The following is a 16,581-nucleotide window of genomic DNA, read 5'->3' on the forward strand; positions in this document are numbered from 1 at the left end:
ACTGACTCCACAGTCACCGCTCCTGCGGCCGCCCCTGCCTCCATGGCATCCGGCCCCGCGCCCCAGGTCGTCGACGCCGGCCTGCTCAGCCCGGTGCGGGCGGGTACTCCGGCCGAGGCCGCCACGTCCGACGACGCGTGGCTGCAGGCCATGCTGGACGCCGAGGCCGCACTGGTCCGCGCCCAGGCGAGCCTGGGCAACGTGCCTGCGGCGGCGGCCCGGACGATCAGCGAGCTGGCCCACGCCGACCGCCTGGACCCGCGCGAACTCGCCGTGCTGAGCCGGGGTGCGGCCAACCCTGTGGTGGCCCTGGTCCAGGCGTTCACCCGCCTGGTGGCGGCCGCGGATCCGGACGCCGCCGAGTACGTGCACCGCGGCTCGACCAGCCAGGACATCTTCGACACCGCGCTGATGCTGGTGGCCCGCCGGACCCTGGACCTTCTGGTGGCGGATCTGGAGCAGGTCACCGGCTCCCTGCGCGCGCTGGCCGAGGCGCACGCGGGGACGCTCATGGCTGGGCGCACGCTCGCGCTGCACGCGGTGCCCACGACCTTCGGGCTCAAGGCGGCCGGTTGGCTGGCCGCGGTGAGCACGGCCACGGACCGGCTGAAGACGCTGCGCTCCGAAGGTCTCTTCGTTCAACTGGGCGGTGCGGCAGGCACCTTGGCCGGCTATGCCGAGTACGAGAAGCTGCACCGCGGCGCACGGCGGCGCGCCGCGGGCGAAGACCCGACAGCCGCACACACGGACGCACACACGGCAGGACTCACGGCAGGACTCACGGCAGGCTACGCGGAGCGGCTGACCGCCCGGTTCGCCGCGGAGACGCACCTGTGCGCGCCGGTGCTGCCGTGGCACAGCCACCGTGCGCCCGTTGCCGCGCTCGCCGCCGAACTCGCCCTGACCACCGGTGTGCTGGGGAAGATCGCCGTCGATGTGCAGTCGATGGCACGGACGGAGACCGCGGAGGTGGCGGAGCCCGCCGCGGCCGGCCGCGGTGTCTCGTCGGCGATGCCGCAGAAGCGGAACCCCGCGCTGGCCACGCTGATCCGCTCGGCGGCCCTGCAGGTTCCCGCCTACGCGAGTGTGCTCACGCACACGATGCTGTCCGAGGACGAACGGTCGGCCGGCGCCTGGCACGCCGAATGGCAGCCGCTCCGCGAGTGTCTGCGGCTGGCAGGAGGTGCCGCGCACACCGCACGCGAGCTGGTCGCCGGGCTGGAGGTGTCGCCCGGACGCATGCGGGCGAACCTGGAGCTGACCGGCGGCCTGATCGTCTCGGAGCGACTGGCGGCCGTGCTGGCGCCGGCGCTCGGCAAGGCGGCCGCGAAGGAGGCCATGGGCCGGGCCTCGGCCGAGGCGGCCGCCTCCGGCCTGCCACTGGGCACAGTACTTTCCAACGACCCCTCGATTGCCGGGCAGTTCGATGCCGAAGAACTGGCACGGCTGCTGGACCCGGCCGAATACACCGGTGCAGCCGAAGAGTTGGTCCGGCGGTCGCTCACCCGGTACGCGGGGCCGTCCGGTGCACAGGGCGTATGACACGCGGAGCGCATGTGCAGTGACGAGCGTCATCGCGCCGCGCCTGTGCGACTCACCCCGACCCCCTTTTAAATGCACGCACGGTCGTTTAGTTTCTACTCGAAGGATCCCGCACCGGCCTGTGGATCCCACGACGAAGGGACCGCGCATGACCACCGCTTCACCCACGTCGCCCGGGGCAGGCCCGGCGGGCCCCGCGGGGCAGAACGAAGCGCGGGCACCGGAGAGCTCCGCGAGGGCGGCGGCCAAGGTCGCGCTGCTCGTCGCGTCCGGGGCCACCTTCCTCGCCGTGCTCGACACCACGGTCGTCAACATCGCCTTCTCCGACCTGCGCGTCGACTTCCCGGATGCCTCGCTGTCCCAGCTGACCTGGGTCGTGACCGCGTACACCGTCGTGTTCGCGGCGCTGCTCGCCGTCGCCGGGCGGGTCGCCGACATCATCGGGCGCAAGAAGCTGTTCGTATGGTCCACGGTCCTGTTCACGCTCGCCTCGCTGCTGAGCGGGCTGGCCACCGGTGTTCCGATGCTCGTCGGCGCCCGTGCCCTGCAGGGTGTGGGCGCGGCGGGGATGATCCCCTCGGCGCTCGGCCTGGTGCTTCAGCACACGCCCGCCGCCCGTCGGCAGGTCGCCGTCGGGGTGTGGGGAGCGGTCGGCAGCATGGCCGCCGCCGTCGGACCGAGCCTCGGCGGCCTGCTGGTCGACGTGTGGGGCTGGCGCAGCGTGTTCCTGATCAACCTCCCGCTCGGTCTGGCCATCGTGGCCGTCGCGGCCAGGCTGTCCAACGACGCGCCGACCAGGCGCCGGCTCCCCGACCCGGTGGGCACCCTGGCCCTGGCCCTGGGCATCGGAGGCGTCGTCTTCGGCGTGACCCAGGGGACGGAGTGGGGCTGGGGCAGCGGCCGGGTCGTCGCGCTGCTGGCCGGAGGCGCGGTGCTCGTCGCTGCCGCCCTGCTGCTCTCCCGGCGTCATGCCGCGCCCGCCCTGGAATGGGACCTGTGGCGCAGCCGCCCCTTCGCCGCCACCAACGTCGCCTCGCTGCTCTTCGGTGCGGCCATGTACGCCTACCTCCTGAGCACACTGCTGTTCCTCAACGCGGTGTGGGGCTACTCGGAGTTGAAGGCGGGGCTCGCGGTCACCCCCGGGGCCTTCGCCGCGGCGGTCGGTGCCCTGGTGGTGGGGCGCCGGGTCCCGCCCCGCGCCCAGTGGGCCGCGGTGGCCACCGGTTCCGTACTCTTCGGCGCCGCCTGCGCCGCCATGTACCTGCTCCTGGGGACCGAACGCCAGTACGTGGCTGTCTGGCTGCCCATCGGCATCGTGGCCGGGGTGGGGATCGGCGCGGCGCTGACCGGGATCTCCAACGCGGCCACCGCATCGCTGGCGCCGCAGCGTTTCGCCTCCGGCACCGGGCTGCTGATGACGACCCGTCAGATCGGTGGCGCGCTGGGCATCGCCGCCCTCGCGGCGATCCTCGAACGTCACGGCATCCTCGACGACCTGGGCTATCTGCAGGTGTTCCTCGCGTGCGCCATCGGGTCGTTGGCCGCCGCCGCGTCCGCGCCGATGATCCGCGCACGGGCCGAGCGGACGCCGTAGTCCGCTCGGAGACCTCGTGCTGCCCGCACTGCCCGGATTTTCCCCCCAAGCCCCAGAACCCCTATGCCCCGGGGCCCTGTGAATGACGCCGCGACACCCCGAGAAGGAGAGCACCATGCCCCCCATCGACCGTCTCGACCGTTCCGTCGCGCGTGCGGAGCACTCCCTGCTGGCCGAGCTCCAGCCGGTGGTGGCGCACAATCTCGACCGCCACCTCGAGGTCGCCAAGGAGTGGTTCCCGCACGAGTACATCCCCTGGGGCGAGGGGCAGGACTTCGAGGGCCCGCTCGGCGGTACGGCCTGGACCGAGGAGGAGGCCACGCTCCCGGACGTGGCCCGCGTCTCGCTCGTGGTCAATCTTCTGACCGAGGACAATCTGCCCGGATACCACTTCGCGGTCGCCGAGTTCGGCCGGGACGGCGCCTGGGGGAACTGGGTCAATCGCTGGACGGCCGAGGAGGCACGGCACGGCACCGCGCTGCGTGACTACCTCCTGGTCACCCGGGCCGTCGACCCCAGGGCCCTGGAACGTGCCCGGATGACGCACATGTCGACGGGCTACGACCGTCCCGACGGGTTCAGCGCGCTGCACGCCATCACGTACGCGGCCTTCCAGGAGCTCGCCACCCGGATCTCGCACCGCAACACCGGGCAGGTGAGCACCGATCCGGTGTGCGACGCGCTGCTGGCGCGGATCGCGGCGGACGAGAACCTGCACATGGTGTTCTACCGGAACCTGGTCGACGCCGCCTTCGAGCTGGCACCCGACAGCACCATGGAGGCCGTCCGTGACGTGGTGACCGGGTTCGAGATGCCGGGCTCGACGATCAAGGACTTCGGGCGTAAGTCGGCGGAGATCGCCATCGCGGGCATCTACGACCTGCGGCTGCACCATGACAACGTCGTCATGCCGATCCTGCGCACACTGCGCGTGTTCGAGAGGGAAGGGCTCGGTCCGGCCGGCGAGGCCGCCCGGGAGGAGCTCGCCGGCTTCATGACCCGGCTGAACACCCAGGCGGCATCCTTCACCGACCGGCGCCAGGGCATCCGGGAGGCACGCGCCAGGCGAGCGGCGGCGGCGGCAGCCACCGCCGCATGACACGTCCGGAGGGAGCGCGGTCCTTCGCAAGGAGTTGTTCCAGGACCGGTTGGTCGCGACCATGCTCGTGGCCAAGGACCGTCGGCCTTCCGGGCTGCTGCACGGCGGGGCCGGGGCCTGTCCGGGGGATCAGGCCGGAGGTGACTGGCGGCGCCTGTCCGGCTGGGTGAGCGAGAGCCGGGGTGAGCGGCCTGATCCGAACGAAGCTCCCCAGGTACTGCGCCGGCCGAGACGCCCGGCTCGCCGGCCGCGACGGCGTACGTGACTCCCGGCGGGCGGCTGGTCGGGCTCGAACCGAACTGCACGCACCACAGGGCGGCCCGCGAGGGTCTGGTCGCCGGAGGTCCGCGAACCGCGCTGCACCCGGGCTCCCGGATCGGCGCCCACCAGCTGACGATCAGGGACGACCACGCCCGGCTGATCCGCTCCGCGCGCCTGACCTGCCTGTTACGCGAGGGCGCGGGCGCCGACCGGTGACATCCGCCGCGGGCCGGCCGCCGACGGGTGGTTCAGATCACGGGCCGGCCGGGTGCGGGACAACGGGGGCACCTGGCGCCAGCCCCGCCGGGAGGGTGCCCCACTTACCGGGCCGCCCCTGCCACTGTTCGGCATCCGCGAGCGGCACAACCCGTGTGGTGGCCATGGGGAGTTCGGCTGCGAGCCGGGCGTTCCACTCCAGGGCCGGAGCGAGTCCGGCGGGCAGCTCGTCCTCCGGATGGATCGCGTCGGCCGGGCAGGCCTCCACGCAGTTGCCGCAGTCGATGCATTCCTCGGGATCGCTGACCAGAAAGGTCCCCGCCTCCCGGAATCAGGCGACCGGGCAGTAGGTGACGCATTCCGCGAACTTGCGGCGCACACACTGCTCGGTGACCACATGCGTCACGCGTCGGCCTCCCGCGCCCCGGTCCCGGCGTCGGGTTCCGGAGCGGCCGAACCGAGCAGTTCGGTGTACCGGTCCACGAAGCGGCGCCCGGCGTCCTGCCCGAATTCGTAGGCTTTGACCAGTCCTTCCGAGGTCGCCGCCGTGTAGTCGACGCCCAGGTTCTTGAGGTCGTCGTCCGGTTTGATCACCAGGACCCGTGCCCCGTTCAGGACGGAGCCGTCGACGATCTCCTCGGACGCGTAGAGGTCGCGGAAGAGCGGGGAGAGATCGCAGCCGATCGCGACGAGCACGGTCACACCCTTGGCCGCGACCTCCCGTGCCGGGCAGGAGCAGGTGTATGAGGCATCGACGTATGCCTCCCCGTCGATCTCCGCCGGTACGGCCCACGCGTGCAGCATGCGTGTCGAGGCATAGGACACGGCGTCGTAGTTGTCCGGTGCCAGGAGGCGCTCCTGCCCCCGGACCCGGCGCGGGAGGAGAACACGACGGTGGCCAGGTGCTCGTCGACCCAGCTCCGGTCCCCCGCGAAGACGTTGCGCAGGAGTCGGCGGCCGAGCGCCTTGGCGTCCGGGCCCTGGGTGGCCTCGGCGGCGGCCGGGTCGGTGACCTTGCCGGCGGCCAGGAGGAACTCCGGGGCTTCGGGGCGGAAGAGTCCCTCGCGAAGCGTCGGACCGTACTCCGCGATGCTGTCGAGCACGACGCCGCTCATGCCCTTGTCAGCCGCGGCGGCGGCGGCACCGGTCCAGTACGCCACGCCCGTCCGCCGTGCCCGGCCGACCGCGGCGAGACCACCGGAGAGGGCGGAGGACGAAGCGGTGCCGTACACCTGTGCGCGCAGCCCGCGTTCCTCGAAAGCGGCCAGCACGCCGTGCCCGTAGACCCCTTTGAGCATCCCCGACGCGACGGCGACACCGATGCGCCCGGTGCTGCCGGGGGCGGTCACGACAGCATCCCTTTCTCGAGTTCGTCCGCCGTCTCGGTGCGCATCTCCGGCCAGTCGGCCAGAAGGTGCGCGTCGATCAGGCCGTCCAGATGGTCCTTGAACCACTGGTTCGGGCCGGGCCGGCCGTCCGCCGCGTCGTCGGCGACGGATACGGAGTGCGAATGCGCCATGTCGTCCTCCAGGAGGGAGAGTTGACCACGGCGACATTAGCACGAACGTCCGTGCAGTTATACGGCGTCGACGCCATTAAACTGTGCGAACGATCGTGCTAAGATCTCCCACCCCTGATCGATCTGGAGGCGTGGAATGGATCGCGCTACGGCAGGTTTCGGTGCGGCCCCGGGCGACGCCGGCGAGTCGGGCGGCTCGGGCCAGGAGTTGTTCGAGCTCTTCCGGCGGCCGCAGGGCCGCAGCAGGCCCAGGCCCGACGAACGGGCGGTCATGGAGGCCGCGAGGACCGGCGAACTGACGGTGAACGGCAAGGTCGCGGCCATCTACCGCTGGGGCAGCGGCGAACGCCCGGTGCTCCTGGTGCACGGCTGGGAGTCACGCGCATCACGCTACGCGAAGGCCATCACCCGGCTGATCGAGCGGGGATACAGCCCGGTCGCCTTCGACGCGCCGGGGCACGGTGCGGCCACCGGCGACACCACGACACTCGTGGAGTACCGCGACATCATCGCCGAACTCCACCGCACGCACGGGGAGTTCGAAGCAGTCGTAGCCCATTCCTTCGGGGTCGTCGCGACCTTCGTGGCACTGCGGCACGGCGTGCGGGCGAGGCGGATCGTGGCGATCAGCTCGGTCCCCGACTTCATGTATCTGGTCGACATGTTCACCGCCCGGCTGCGGCTGTCGGAGCAACTGCGGGACGAACTGCGCCGGCGCATCGAGCGGGAGGTGTACCCCGGGGAGGAGGACATGTGGACACGCTTCTCCGTCCTCCACGAATCCGCCGGCGTCCGCGTTCCGCTCCTCGTCATCCATGACGAGGACGACAGCACGGTCGGCTGCGGGCAGGCGCGGCGCATCGTCGCGGCCTTCGGCGAACAGGCACGACTGGTCACCACCCGCAGGTTCGGGCACCAGCGCATTCTCGGCGCTCCCCAAGTGGTGGCGGAGATCGAACAGTTCATCGGATCCGGTGCCGCGGAGCCCGGACGCAGGACAGAGGTGGCAGCAGGTTGACTTCCTCCCCCTCGTGAACGAGGGGGATTCCTACGGCTCGCGCCGTGGGGGTTTCTGCTTCGTCGCCGACCGCCCGCCCGGAGAACTCCGTTGAGGTCTTACACCGGCTCCACAGACAGACACGGCCAGCCCGGCCGCCAGAAGGTTCTTCGCCGCGTTCACGTCCCGGTCGTGGACCGTGCCGCACTCGCAGGTCCAGGCGCGGACGTGCAGCGGCATCTTCTTCTGCAAGGTGCCGCAGGCGGAGCACAGCCTGGAGGAGGGGAAGAAGCGGTCGACCGCGATGACTTCCCGCCCGTACCAGGCCGCCTTGTACTCCAGCATGGAGCGGAACTCGCTCCAGCCCGCGTCGGAGATGGCCCGGGCGAGCGTGTGATTCTTGACCATGTTGCGCACGGTCAGGTCCTCGATCACGAGCGTTTGGTTCTCACGCACGAGTCGAGTGGTCAGCTTGTGCAGCAGGTCCCGGCGCCGGTCGGCGATCCGGGCGTAGATCTTGGCGACCCTGATCCGGGCCTTGCGCCGGTTGGCTCCGTCCCCCTTGGCCTTCTTCGCCAGAGCCCGCTGGGCCTTGGCGAGACGGGTACGGTCGCGGCGCTCGTGCCTCGGGTTGGCGATCTTCTCGCCGGTGGAGAGGGCCAGCAGGTGATCGAGGCCCACATCGACGCCGACCGCCGTGTCCGCGGCGGGCAGCGGCTGCACGGTCGGGTCCTCGCACAGCAGGGACACGAACCAGCGTCCGGCCGCGTCCTGCGACACGGTCACCGTGGAGGGCGTCGCCCCCTCGGGGAGCGGACGCGACCACACGAGGTCCAGCGGCTCGGCCATTTTCGCCAGCGTCAGCCTCCCCTCGCGGAAGCGGAAACCGCTGGTGGTGTACTCGGCGGACTTGCGGGACCTCTTCCGGCTCTTGAAGCGGGGGTACTGGGACCGCTTGCCGAAGAAGCTGGTGAACGCGTTCTGCAGGTGGCGCAGCGTCTGCTGCAACGGCACGGAGGACACGTCGTTGAGGTAGGCGAGTTCCTCGGTCTTCTTCCACGCGGTCAGCATGGCCGAGGTGGCGTTGTAGTTGACCCGCTCCTGCCGCGCCCATGCCTCGGTACGGGCGGCGAGGGCGAGGTTGTAGACCTTGCGCACGCAGCCGAACGTGCGCGACAGCTCCGCCGCCTGCGCACCGGTCGGATGGAAGCGGTACTTGAACGCCCGCTTCACACACGTCGTGGTCACGCTCACAAACTAGCGCCACCGTGCCTTAAGCCCAAATCCGCGGGTCAGAGCACTGCGCTCCGCCCTGACGGCGCATCGCAGCCCGTTGCCCCGCTCCGCGGGAACTTCATTTCCTCCCCCGGCTGAAGCCGGGGTATCCACGAAGGAGGCCAGATGAACGGCATACTCGCGGGCAAGCGAGTTCTGGTGACGGGAATCCTCATGGAGTCCTCGATCGCTTTCCACACGGCCCGGCTCGCCCAGGAGCAGGGTGCCGAGGTGGTGCTCACCGGATACGGCAGGCTCGGCCTGGTCGAGCGCATCGCCAGGCGGCTCCCCCGGCAGGCCCCGCTGATCGAACTCGACGTCCAGGACAAGGGGCATCTCGAAAGCCTCGCGGACCGGGTCCGGGAGAGCGTCGGCGGCGAGGCCCGGCTGGACGGCGTGGTGCACTCCATCGCCTTCGCCCCGCGGGACGCGCTCGGAGGCGGTTTCCTGGAGACCGGGTGGGACTCCGTGGCGACCGCGGTCGAGGTGTCCGCGTACTCCCTGAAGTCCTTGGCCATGGCCTGTCTGCCGCTCATGGAGGAGCGGGGCGGGGCCGTCGTGGGCCTGGACTTCGACGCGCAGGTCGCCTGGCCCGCCTACGACTGGATGGGGGTGGCCAAGGCGGCCCTGGAATCCACCTCGCGCTATGTCGCCCGGGATCTGGGCCCTCGCGGGATCCGCTGCAACCTCGTCGCGGCCGGCCCGGTCAGGACGACGGCGGCCAGGTCGATCCCCGGGTTCGAGACGTTCCAGGAGGTGTGGAGCACGCGCGCCCCCCTCGGCTGGGACCTCTCCGACCCCGAGCCCGCGGCCCGTGCGGTCGTCGCGCTGCTCTCGGACTGGTTCCCCCAAACGACGGGCGAGATCGTGCATGTCGACGGAGGGGTGCACGCCATCGGGGCATGAGCGGTGTCTCGACCACGGCGGGGCCGGTTCTCCCGGGGACTGCGGCGGTGCCCCGCGGGACGTCCCGGCCGTGTTGTTCCGCAGGGCGGGCCCTCCGTCTCGCGGGACGGGGCCCGTGGTCCCGAACGGGCGGCCGGGCGGCGTCAGACCGTTTCGGGCAGCAGCGACGGGTCGGTGGCCACATCGCGCAGGCGGTTCAGGATGACCCGCGCCGCCTTGTCGTAGGACGTGAACTCGTTGTGCATGACGGATTCCGCGTTGGCCAGTTCGAGGAGCGCGACGAGCTCGAAGACGAGCAGGGGCACGTCGGTGTCCTGTTCGACCTCCCCCGCTTCCTTCGCTTCCTGCACGGTCTGCTCGAGGAAGGTGAACCAGTTGGTGCGGGCCGCGGCGAGGGTGTCGTGGACCTTGCCCTCGCGTGCGTCGTACTCCGCCGAGGCCGAGTAGAAGAAACAACCGCCGGGGAAGACACGGTCCTGGGAGTAGGTGAGCCAGCCCGTGCACACATGCCAGAGACGGGCGATCCCGGCCGGCAGTTCACGGGCCGGCTGGACCACGTGCTCGAGATACACCTTGATGGCCGCGTGAACCGTGGCGAGCTGCAGGTCCTCCTTGGAGCCGAACAGCGCGAACACGCCGCTCTTGCTGAGACTCAGCTCGGTCGCGAGCCGTCCGAGGGACAGGCCTTCCAGGCCCTCGACGGAGGCGATCTCCACGGTGCGCCTGAGAATCAGCTGACGCGTCTGGTTTCCGCGCGCGATGCGCCCGTCGGTGTGTGTCGCTGCCATGCCCGCGCCCGCCTGTCTCTTGAGCCAGCCCCCCGGTGACCGATAAGTGACCACCGTAACCGAGTATACGGACGATCGTGCGGTCACTGTGCGCGGGTGGCCCGGCACAGCGGACGGGACGTGATCAGCCAAGTGGGCGCATCGTACGCACCCTCACTCGGCGGAGACCGTCCCGGTGGCCGCCTCGGCGCTCCGGACCGTGCCGTGCTCCACGAACTCCCAGACCGTACGCACGATTTCGGGGTCGCCGAGAATCCGGCGGTGGCCGAGCCCGGTCGTAGTGATCAGTCGCGCCCGGCCACCGAACGCCTCGGCGATCCGGCGCCCCTGCCCCACCCCGATCCTGGTGTCGCCCTCGTCATGCAGGACTAGGAGGGGAGCCCGCACGTCCTCGGTGGCGTGCACCAGGGAGAAGGGCGTCCTGTCGGCCGGCAGACCGGGGAAGAGCTTCTTCTCGATCCGTTCGCGCAGTCGGGCCTCCAGCCGGGGGCGCAGGCGCAGCGCGGAGGAGAACTCCTCGATCAGGTAGTCGAAGTCGCAGACCCCGCTGATGGTGACGATCCTCTTCACCCGCACGCCGTGCGTCAGCGCGAAGAACGATCCGACCACGCCCATGGAGTGCGCCACCAGGCCCTCGAACTCGCCGTACCGGTCGTGGAGTCCGGTGACGATGTCGCGGTACTCGAGAATGGTGGTGCTCCGGCCGGTGGCGTCGCCGTGGCCGGGAGCGTCGAAGGTGACGACGCTGTAGCCCCGGTCGAGGAGTCCCGGGACGAAGTCGGCGAAACGCGAGCCGCGCGACTGCCAGCCGTGCACGAGCAGGACGGGACGCGCGCCGTCACCCCACTGGTAGGTCACCGCGGACTTGCCCCCGGCCCCCACCCGCCCCACCTGTGCCGTGCCGAGCAGCTCGCGTTCCGAGGGGCGCGCCTTGCTCCGGCTGAACGGCATGTGGAACAGGGCGAAGGTGCCCGCACCGGCCAGCCGCCCCGAGACGCGGGAGAGGCTGTTGAGGGCGGCGCTCGCGACGGTCTCGATGGGGCCCATGCTCAGTACTCCTCTATCGGCATCAGTGGGCCGAAATGTTAGCACGAACGACCGTGCTCTTATAAGCTGCGGGCGAGCACCGTCCATTCACGCACGAGGAGACCGCCATGCCGGCCACCATCTGGTTCGCGCCGTGGAAACCCGGCCCGGCCGGGGAGGACGCCGCATCCGAGACCGGCCCGCAGGCCGCCGCGGCCGTCGTCAGCGTCACCGAGTTCGTCCCGCACCGGCCGTGGACCGCCGTCGGGGTCAACACCGCCGGGGTCGCCCTGCGCCGGGCCTGGCAGGACATCGAGGGCGCGGTCGGCCTCTGGCTGTGGCTGGCCCCGGGGCTGCTGCACCCGCGTTCGGGGTCGGTCTCCGTCTGGCGCGACGAGACCGATCTCCAGGGTTTCGTGACGCGCCACGACCATGCGCGGATCGTCCGCTCCTACCGGCACCGGGGCACCATGCGGTCGGCCACCTGGCGGACCGAGCGCTTCGACATGGGCGCGACCCAGGAGGCCGCGCGCTCCCTTCTGTCCGGCCGGTCCGCGTGGCCCCGTTGAGGAACAGTGCGCATCCCCTCACTGGTTCGGCATGACGACGACGATCGGCGGCGGTCGGAACATGAACGTGTCGGACAAGAACTCCTACCGGTCCCTTCCCGCGGCGCAGCAGCCCAGTCGGCCGGATCCCGAGGCCCTGCGTGCCGTGCGGTGCCCTGTCATACGCTGCCGGCCGGGGTATCCCGGCCGGTGGCGTGCGTCAGGGACGCCCTCACCGGTCGCGCAGCCGGCCCATCTCCTCCAGCGCTCGCCTCGCCGCACCGGCCAGTCCGGGGCGGTCGCGGACGAAGCGGTGGGCGGCCCGCGCCGGTTCGCGGCTCAGGCGGTACGCGGCCCCGCCCGGCACCGTGCGCACCACGGCGCCCTCGTAGACGGGCAGTTCACGGGTCTTCAGCGAGTCCTTGTAGCGGGCCGGCCCGCTGCCCAGGTCGACCATGCGGATCCCGTCGGCCGCCGCGGCCTCCAGCATCCGCAGGTGCAGCACCAGCCCTGGTGAGTACTTGCCGTAGTCGCGGTCGTACGCCGGAAACCACCAGGAGAGGACCGTGGGCGAGCGCAGCCCGAAGTGGGCGGCCACGGGGCGGCCGGCGGCGTACAGCACGGAGAACAGTCCGCGGCATTCGGGGTCGTCGCCGCTCGCGAGCCGCTCCACCAACTCGGTGATCCACGCCTGCGCGAACCGGTCCCGGCGCCCGGTGCGCCGGTACTGCGCGGACTTCCAGCGCATCAGGGCCCGTAACGCGTCCGGGTCCCGCGCGTCGTACACGAACCGCATCTCTCCGACCTGACGGGCGAGTCGGCGTTCCTTGGCAAGGGTCTGCTTGAGGAAGCCGGGCGCGTTCGCCCGCAGCAGTTCGGTGTAGGACGCGAAGCCCTCGCCGATGTCGACGACCGGGCTGACGAGTCGCTCGGTGGCGTGCGGTACGAAGAGGTGCTGACCGGCCTCCAGGTTGTCGAACTCCCATGAGGAGAGCCCGCAGGCGGCCAGGAGCCGGCGGGGATCGACCCGGATCCCGGCGCGCAGGACGGCCCCCTGGCTGTCCGACACACCGAGCCCGATGGCCCGGCCCTGCCCCAACGGCCCCTTCTCGTACGGGAAGAAGCCGACAGGGGTGCCGTCCTCCTGGAGTACGGCGACCCTGGCACCGGGCCTGCCGTGCCCGACGGCCGTGGTGAACGCCGGGTCGAGGAAAGGGTTCTCCGGTGCGCCGGACTCGCTGCGCAGGTGTCTCCATGTCTTGTGCTCGCCGGGGCCCAGTTCGTCCGGCCGCAGAACGAGAAGGTGCTTTCGGGGCATGCGGGTCTCCTGTGTCGTCACGGGTGCCGGGACGCACGAGGGCCTGCCTGCTGCGGTGCCGTGCGGGGTGTGGGGTCGCCGGGCAGCGCTCGGGCCGCGTGGTGCAGGCCTCGGGCGGAACTGCCGTCGCTCAGCAGCGGAACGTCTGCAGGTCGCTGGCGTCGTGGGCCGGGAGTGCCGGCCCCGCGCCTTGTGGGGTACCTGACGGGTATGTGTCACGGGCGGCCCGCTCCGGGGGAACCGCGTTCGCCTGGGCGTCCGTCGCCGTGTGCGCTGCCGCCCCGGCCGCTCCGGCGGTCCTCGGTGAGCGGGCGAGGCGGAGGTGCGGTGCGGCGTCCTGGGTACCGGAAGAGGGCTTCCCTACGCGCTGAAGGTCGGGGTCGTCCGGGGTGAGGGCCGAGGCGACCGCCGGGAGGAGCGCCGCGGGGACTGCATGGTGAACCGATGTCAGGTGAACCGGGCTCGTGGGGTGTGCAGCCATGCGCCGACCCGCTATGGGGCTAATCGTCGCCATGGGAAATTCCGCCATGGGGTGCGCCCACATGGTGGGTGCCGCTACATGCCGGTCCGGCTGCGTGTGCCGTTCCGCCCCGGCAGCGGGTGAGCACAGGTGCAGGAGCAGTACCGACGTCAGCAGGAGCATCGCCGCCGCCCATCGAGGCCGCACCGGTCACCTCCCGACGTGCATCCCGGCGGGGGTGGGCATACCGGGCCGGTACCGGGCGAGCCCCCCACAGAACGTACGCCCGGGACGCCTTCCAGTAGTGCCGAGCGCCTCCCGCGCCGTCAAGGCCTGGGCATCGTCACTGGGCGCGCATCGGAGCGCGTCGGCCACACTGCTCCGCTGCCGCACCACTGGTCACCCCCTCTGCCCCGGAGGAAGGTCCGTTCACCCCGCCTTCCGTCCCTGCGGCCTCCTCATGTGCGGGGGCGTCGGGTTCGGTGGAGTCCGGGGACCATGCGGCGCAAAGGAATGCGGAACGTCGGGGAGGCGAGGTGGGGACGGCGCTCGACGAGCTCTACGCGCTCCCGCCGTCCGACTTCGTCTCCCGGCGCGAAGAGCCGGCCGCCGCCACCCGGACCGTCGGGCGACGCCCGGCGCCTCTCCGCCGCCCGCCACCATGCGTCCCGCGACACCCGGCAAGGCCCACCCGTACCCGCCACAAGCGAGCAACCGGCAGGCGAAGCACCAAATTCCGTTATTGGCATGGACCTGATAGCCAGTGCCCGCTAGGCTCTGCCCGACTCAAATGAGAGCGCTCTCAGATTGCGTTTGTTCCACCCCCACCTTGCTGGAACGACGAAGGGCATCTTCCATGAGACGCACCCGATTCACGCATGCCTGCGTGGCCGCACTCCTCATGCTCGGCAGCTGGACCGCGGCCGGCACTCTGCCCGCCTCGGCGAGCGACACCCCCGGTCCCGACTCCCCTGCCGCCTCCGCCTCATCGGCACAATCCGCGCCGGCTTCCGCCGCCCTGCTGCAAGCCATGCAGCGGGACTTCGGTCTCTCCCCCGCCGAGGCCGGGGAACGGCTCGCCGCCGAACAGCGGGCCACCGAACTCGAGCCCAAGGCCCGCAAGACCGCCGGACCGGCGTACGGCGGCGCCTGGTTCGACACGAGGAGCGAGAAGCTGACCGTCGCCGTCACCCCGGACGCCGACGCCGCCACCGTCCGCAGCCTCCGGTCCTCCGGTGCGGCCGTCCGCACCGTCGAGCACAGCGCTCGCCGGCTCGACGCGGCCGTGGCACGCCTGGACCGCCTCGACGCGCCATCGGGCGTGAGCAGTTGGTCCGTGGACCCGGCCGCCAACACGGTGGTCGTGAACGTCGTCAAGAGCGAGCAGGCCGACAACGATGTCCGGCGGTTCCTCTCCGAGGCCCGCGAGGCAGGACCGGTCACCGTACGCACCGTGCGGGCGGCCGCCGAGACCTTCGCCGCGGGAACGGTGGGCGGCGACCCCTACTACACGGGCAACGTCCGTTGTTCCATCGGCTTCTCGGTCCACGGCGGCTTCGTGACCGCCGGGCACTGCGGCGGCGTGGGCGGCCAGGTACGGGGCTGGGACGGCTCGTACATCGGCAACTTCCAGGGCTCCTCGTTCCCTGGCGACGACTACGCGTGGGTCAACGTGGGCAGCGGCTGGTGGACGGTTCCGGTCGTGCTCGGCTGGGGAACGGTCTCCGACCAACTGGTGCGCGGCTCCAACGAGGCTCCCGTCGGCGCCTCGATCTGCCGCTCCGGCTCGACGACCCACTGGCACTGCGGCAGGGTCCTGGCCAAGAACGAGACCGTCAACTACAGCCAGGGCGCGGTGCATCAGATGACTAAGACAAGCGTCTGCGCCGAAGGCGGCGACTCGGGCGGTTCGTTCATCAGCGGCGACCAGGCGCAGGGCGTCACCTCCGGCGGCTGGGGCAACTGCTCCTCCGGCGGCGAGACCTGGTTCCAGCCGATCAACGAGATCCTGGGCCGCTACGGTCTGACCCTGAACACGGCCTGACCGTAAGGATTCCCGCACGACGGACCGGCTCGGCCGAACGGAACGAGCCCCGCCCCGAAATCTTTCTTCGGGACGGGGCTCGCCTTGGAGCGCTGGGCAGGCCTTGCACCTGCATCTCCCCGCAGGAAGCGGGGCGTCTTTCCTTGGACCACCAACGCACGGGCCGACTCCGGAAGTTCCGGCGCCTTGACCTGCGTCAACCATAGCTGCATTCGCCTCGGTAGTCACATCAGGCGGGTGAGCAGCGCGCGAGGGGGGCCGGTGTGCGCGGCGGGACGGTCGGTCAGTCAGTCCCTGATCAGCACGGCTCGGGGCACCGTTCCCGCCTGTTCCGTCTGTTCCGTCGCGCCGGAGAGGGCACCCGCGAAGTTGTCCTCGACCTCCGCCTTCTCCGCCGCGTTCGGGTGACGGTTGGTGCATGCGGTCCCCGCGCTGGAGCCGGACATCAGGCTGGAGCAGGGTCCTGGCTTACGGTCCGGCAGCCCCAGGATGTGACCGAGTTCGTGGGCCGAGATGCGGATCGTGTCGTAGCCCTGGTTCACGGCCTGGCGCCCGATGTAGACGGTGCCGTTGCCCAGGGTGGTGGGCAGGGCGCGCGGCCAGCCGTTGTCCGCCAGGACCCGGATGTTGGCGCGCTGCCCGGACGCGGCCGGGCGGAGTTCCACGGCGTCGACGCTCTCGTTCCAGATCGTCGCGCCCCGGTCGACGGCGGACCTGAACTCCGCGGAGCCGCTCGCGTCGTAGATGAGCAGGCGGGCGGCCGACGCCTGCTCGGGCGCGCCGGACGGGGCGGCCACGGCCCGGCCGCCCCACAACAGGGGGAAGGACATCACCAGAACCGTGGCCAGGCTGCCGGTCAGCGTACGGATGTGCATGGTCGACCTCCTCGTGAGGGCAGGGTAGTCGTGCTCATGACACTCGCTGCCTCCCTGCCCACCCGGCGAGGCCGACAATCCGTCAATCGACCCGTGCCGGTCCCGCACGGTCC

17 protein-coding genes are annotated in these 16,581 nt (G+C 71.2%); 8 read left to right on the plus strand and 9 right to left on the minus strand.

Annotation, left to right across the window (positions count from 1 at the left end):
- Positions 1 to 42: 42 nt before the first annotated feature.
- The 4 genes from ACFPZI_RS00980 to ACFPZI_RS00995 all read left to right on the plus strand — a co-directional run bounded on the left by ACFPZI_RS00980 (position 43) and on the right by ACFPZI_RS00995 (position 4,712).
- Positions 43 to 1,542 (plus strand): nitrosuccinate lyase, encoded by a 1,500-nt coding sequence (locus tag ACFPZI_RS00980; RefSeq protein WP_381357358.1) that lies wholly within the window; start codon positions 43 to 45, stop codon positions 1,540 to 1,542.
- Positions 1,543 to 1,690: 148 nt separating this feature from the next.
- Positions 1,691 to 3,136: a DHA2 family efflux MFS transporter permease subunit gene (locus tag ACFPZI_RS00985; RefSeq protein WP_381356784.1), complete on the plus strand. Its 1,446-nt coding sequence runs from the start codon at positions 1,691 to 1,693 to the stop codon at positions 3,134 to 3,136.
- A 115-nt stretch (positions 3,137 to 3,251) separates the two neighbouring features.
- A complete protein-coding gene (locus tag ACFPZI_RS00990; RefSeq protein ID WP_381356787.1) occupies positions 3,252 to 4,235 on the plus strand; it encodes an acyl-ACP desaturase in 984 nt (327 codons plus the stop codon).
- Between the two features lie 261 nt (positions 4,236 to 4,496).
- Positions 4,497 to 4,712 (plus strand): hotdog family protein, encoded by a 216-nt coding sequence (locus tag ACFPZI_RS00995; protein ID WP_381356789.1) that lies wholly within the window; start codon positions 4,497 to 4,499, stop codon positions 4,710 to 4,712.
- A 37-nt stretch (positions 4,713 to 4,749) separates the two neighbouring features.
- Here the strand turns inward: ACFPZI_RS00995 and ACFPZI_RS01000 are convergent, their stop codons facing one another.
- The 4 genes from ACFPZI_RS01000 to ACFPZI_RS01015 all read right to left on the minus strand — a co-directional run bounded on the left by ACFPZI_RS01000 (position 4,750) and on the right by ACFPZI_RS01015 (position 6,231).
- Positions 4,750 to 5,022 (minus strand): 4Fe-4S binding protein, encoded by a 273-nt coding sequence (locus ACFPZI_RS01000; RefSeq protein ID WP_381357361.1) that lies wholly within the window; start codon positions 5,020 to 5,022, stop codon positions 4,750 to 4,752.
- 92 nt (positions 5,023 to 5,114) lie between these two features.
- Positions 5,115 to 5,408: a hypothetical protein gene (locus tag ACFPZI_RS01005; protein ID WP_381356791.1), complete on the minus strand. Its 294-nt coding sequence runs from the start codon at positions 5,406 to 5,408 to the stop codon at positions 5,115 to 5,117.
- A 2-nt stretch (positions 5,409 to 5,410) separates the two neighbouring features.
- Positions 5,411 to 6,061, minus strand: coding sequence for a patatin-like phospholipase domain-containing protein (locus ACFPZI_RS01010; RefSeq protein ID WP_381356794.1), 651 nt, complete (start codon positions 6,059 to 6,061; stop codon positions 5,411 to 5,413).
- Positions 6,058 to 6,231 carry a hypothetical protein gene (locus ACFPZI_RS01015; RefSeq protein WP_381356796.1) on the minus strand — a complete coding sequence of 58 codons (174 nt, stop codon included), beginning with the start codon at positions 6,229 to 6,231 and terminating at the stop codon, positions 6,058 to 6,060. Before ACFPZI_RS01015 ends, ACFPZI_RS01010 begins: the two co-directional genes overlap by 4 nt.
- Before the next feature lie 136 nt (positions 6,232 to 6,367).
- Between ACFPZI_RS01015 and ACFPZI_RS01020 the strand changes: the two genes are divergently transcribed.
- Positions 6,368 to 7,249 carry an alpha/beta hydrolase gene (locus ACFPZI_RS01020; protein WP_381356798.1) on the plus strand — a complete coding sequence of 294 codons (882 nt, stop codon included), beginning with the start codon at positions 6,368 to 6,370 and terminating at the stop codon, positions 7,247 to 7,249.
- Between the two features lie 30 nt (positions 7,250 to 7,279).
- On the opposite strand, the gene ACFPZI_RS01025 is transcribed toward ACFPZI_RS01020, so the two are convergent.
- Positions 7,280 to 8,482, minus strand: a complete 1,203-nt coding sequence (locus ACFPZI_RS01025; protein WP_381356800.1) for an RNA-guided endonuclease InsQ/TnpB family protein — start codon at positions 8,480 to 8,482, stop codon at positions 7,280 to 7,282.
- A gap of 147 nt (positions 8,483 to 8,629) precedes the next feature.
- Between ACFPZI_RS01025 and fabI the strand changes: the two genes are divergently transcribed.
- Positions 8,630 to 9,409 (plus strand): enoyl-ACP reductase FabI, encoded by a 780-nt coding sequence (fabI, locus tag ACFPZI_RS01030; RefSeq protein ID WP_381356802.1) that lies wholly within the window; start codon positions 8,630 to 8,632, stop codon positions 9,407 to 9,409.
- A 143-nt stretch (positions 9,410 to 9,552) separates the two neighbouring features.
- Here the strand turns inward: fabI and ACFPZI_RS01035 are convergent, their stop codons facing one another.
- Both ACFPZI_RS01035 and ACFPZI_RS01040 read right to left on the minus strand, forming a co-directional pair.
- Positions 9,553 to 10,197, minus strand: a complete 645-nt coding sequence (locus ACFPZI_RS01035; RefSeq protein ID WP_381356805.1) for a TetR/AcrR family transcriptional regulator — start codon at positions 10,195 to 10,197, stop codon at positions 9,553 to 9,555.
- Positions 10,198 to 10,350: 153 nt separating this feature from the next.
- A complete protein-coding gene (locus ACFPZI_RS01040; protein ID WP_381356807.1) occupies positions 10,351 to 11,244 on the minus strand; it encodes an alpha/beta hydrolase family protein in 894 nt (297 codons plus the stop codon).
- Between the two features lie 107 nt (positions 11,245 to 11,351).
- Between ACFPZI_RS01040 and ACFPZI_RS01045 the strand changes: the two genes are divergently transcribed.
- The gene (locus ACFPZI_RS01045) at positions 11,352 to 11,792 is read left to right on the plus strand and encodes a hypothetical protein (RefSeq protein ID WP_381356810.1); all 441 of its coding nucleotides are present in this window, start codon (positions 11,352 to 11,354) and stop codon (positions 11,790 to 11,792) included.
- A gap of 211 nt (positions 11,793 to 12,003) precedes the next feature.
- Here ACFPZI_RS01045 and ACFPZI_RS01050 read toward each other — a convergent pair whose 3' ends face one another.
- A complete protein-coding gene (locus ACFPZI_RS01050; RefSeq protein WP_381356813.1) occupies positions 12,004 to 13,089 on the minus strand; it encodes a GNAT family N-acetyltransferase in 1,086 nt (361 codons plus the stop codon).
- A gap of 1,316 nt (positions 13,090 to 14,405) precedes the next feature.
- Between ACFPZI_RS01050 and ACFPZI_RS01055 the strand changes: the two genes are divergently transcribed.
- Positions 14,406 to 15,593: a S1 family peptidase gene (locus tag ACFPZI_RS01055; protein WP_381356815.1), complete on the plus strand. Its 1,188-nt coding sequence runs from the start codon at positions 14,406 to 14,408 to the stop codon at positions 15,591 to 15,593.
- A gap of 287 nt (positions 15,594 to 15,880) precedes the next feature.
- Here ACFPZI_RS01055 and ACFPZI_RS01060 read toward each other — a convergent pair whose 3' ends face one another.
- Positions 15,881 to 16,468 (minus strand): snapalysin family zinc-dependent metalloprotease, encoded by a 588-nt coding sequence (locus tag ACFPZI_RS01060; RefSeq protein WP_381356817.1) that lies wholly within the window; start codon positions 16,466 to 16,468, stop codon positions 15,881 to 15,883.
- Positions 16,469 to 16,581 lie beyond the last annotated feature (113 nt).

The organism is Streptomyces chlorus, from assembly GCF_042655885.1.
Lineage (GTDB): Bacteria > Actinomycetota > Actinomycetes > Streptomycetales > Streptomycetaceae > Streptomyces > Streptomyces chlorus.

Excerpts from the sequence above, each read along its gene's own strand:
- fabI (WP_381356802.1), top strand. The coding sequence starts at position 8,630 with ATGAACGGCATACTCGCGGGCAAGCGAGTTCTGGTGACGGGAATCCTC.
- ACFPZI_RS01015 (WP_381356796.1), bottom strand. The coding sequence starts at position 6,231 with ATGGCGCATTCGCACTCCGTATCCGTCGCCGACGACGCGGCGGACGGC.
- ACFPZI_RS01050 (WP_381356813.1), bottom strand. The coding sequence starts at position 13,089 with ATGCCCCGAAAGCACCTTCTCGTTCTGCGGCCGGACGAACTGGGCCCC.
- ACFPZI_RS01040 (WP_381356807.1), bottom strand. The coding sequence starts at position 11,244 with ATGGGCCCCATCGAGACCGTCGCGAGCGCCGCCCTCAACAGCCTCTCC.
- ACFPZI_RS01045 (WP_381356810.1), top strand. The coding sequence starts at position 11,352 with ATGCCGGCCACCATCTGGTTCGCGCCGTGGAAACCCGGCCCGGCCGGG.
- ACFPZI_RS01035 (WP_381356805.1), bottom strand. The coding sequence starts at position 10,197 with ATGGCAGCGACACACACCGACGGGCGCATCGCGCGCGGAAACCAGACG.
- ACFPZI_RS00985 (WP_381356784.1), top strand. The coding sequence starts at position 1,691 with ATGACCACCGCTTCACCCACGTCGCCCGGGGCAGGCCCGGCGGGCCCC.
- ACFPZI_RS01055 (WP_381356815.1), top strand. The coding sequence starts at position 14,406 with ATGAGACGCACCCGATTCACGCATGCCTGCGTGGCCGCACTCCTCATG.
- ACFPZI_RS01020 (WP_381356798.1), top strand. The coding sequence starts at position 6,368 with ATGGATCGCGCTACGGCAGGTTTCGGTGCGGCCCCGGGCGACGCCGGC.
- ACFPZI_RS00990 (WP_381356787.1), top strand. The coding sequence starts at position 3,252 with ATGCCCCCCATCGACCGTCTCGACCGTTCCGTCGCGCGTGCGGAGCAC.
- ACFPZI_RS00980 (WP_381357358.1), top strand. The coding sequence starts at position 43 with ATGGCATCCGGCCCCGCGCCCCAGGTCGTCGACGCCGGCCTGCTCAGC.
- ACFPZI_RS01060 (WP_381356817.1), bottom strand. The coding sequence starts at position 16,468 with ATGCACATCCGTACGCTGACCGGCAGCCTGGCCACGGTTCTGGTGATG.